Annotated in this window: 1 protein-coding gene; it reads left to right on the top strand. The window is 62.3% G+C overall.

The features are described from left to right. Window positions 1-456 precede the first annotated feature (456 nt). Window positions 457-969, top strand: coding sequence for a PAS domain-containing protein (locus N826_RS39065; RefSeq protein WP_084721567.1), 513 nt, complete (start codon window positions 457-459; stop codon window positions 967-969). The last annotated feature ends 2 nt before the right edge of the window (window positions 970-971 follow it).

Consider the following 971-nt stretch of genomic DNA (forward strand, 5'->3'; position numbering starts at 1 on the left):
AGCCTTCTCCTGACGGGACCGGTCACCGGCTCTACGGTCGATCGGCGGGCGGGAGGGGAGAGCGGTCGATGTCATGCCCGGTCCTGTATCCGTCCGCCTCCCGGCCTGCCGCATCAGGACCCTCATGCTGACGGTGACGGTCCAACATGCCTTGGCTGGTAAAGCGCCTCCAGTGAACCCGGCACGGTTCACTTCAGGATCCGCCGACGAACGGACCCTCCCCAAGTTAACGGCTTGTTCATAGGTGAAAACTCAAAATTACCGGCGCATTGCACAAAGGTGATCGCCTTCGTCCGGAGAGGTTGGTCATCCCGGCGCGACAGGTGGTGGTGACGTGAGCGTAGCGATAGGAAAGACAGGCCGGTTCCGACTCATGAAGAAAGATGGGCGCGCCGATTATCCCAACGCCATGGGCGCCTTTCTTCAGAGTGCCTTTCTTCAGAGTATCGAGAGGCCATGATGTTGACGGACTCTCGACAGGTATCGAATTTCCTAGCGACCTGTGACATAGAGGAACTGCGCTCGTTCCTGGACCAGGTCGGCTGCCCGATGTTCGCCATCGACGTCGATCGGGATGGCGGGTTCCGCATCGCCACCGTGAACGAGGAATATGAACGGACCTACGGCTTCTCCCATGCACAGGCATCGGGCCGTCGACTTGTCGACCTGCTTCAGCCGGCGGAATTCCAGCGCATCGGTGACAACTATCGACGGTGCATCGGCCAGGGCACCCGGATCACCTATGACGAGACCGTCGAGTTCGCGACCGGCGTCCTCTGGGCGCGAACCACCCTCAACCCGCTGTTCCTTGACGGGCGGGCGGTTCGCCTGATCGGCAGCTGCACGGACACGACGGCCCACGTGCAGGCGGAACAGTTCCTGGCTGCCGCCCATCGGATGGCCCGTCTGGGCTGGTGGCGCCGGCATCGTCAAGTTGTTGGGCGGGAGCCGAGGGTTGGGCGAGTCTGACG

It is taken from the genome of Skermanella aerolata KACC 11604, from assembly GCF_000936425.1.
GTDB lineage: Bacteria > Pseudomonadota > Alphaproteobacteria > Azospirillales > Azospirillaceae > Skermanella > Skermanella aerolata.

What these genes read in the sequence shown, in the direction of transcription:
- N826_RS39065 (WP_084721567.1), top strand. Translation starts at nt 457, where the DNA reads ATGATGTTGACGGACTCTCGACAGGTATCGAATTTCCTAGCGACCTGT.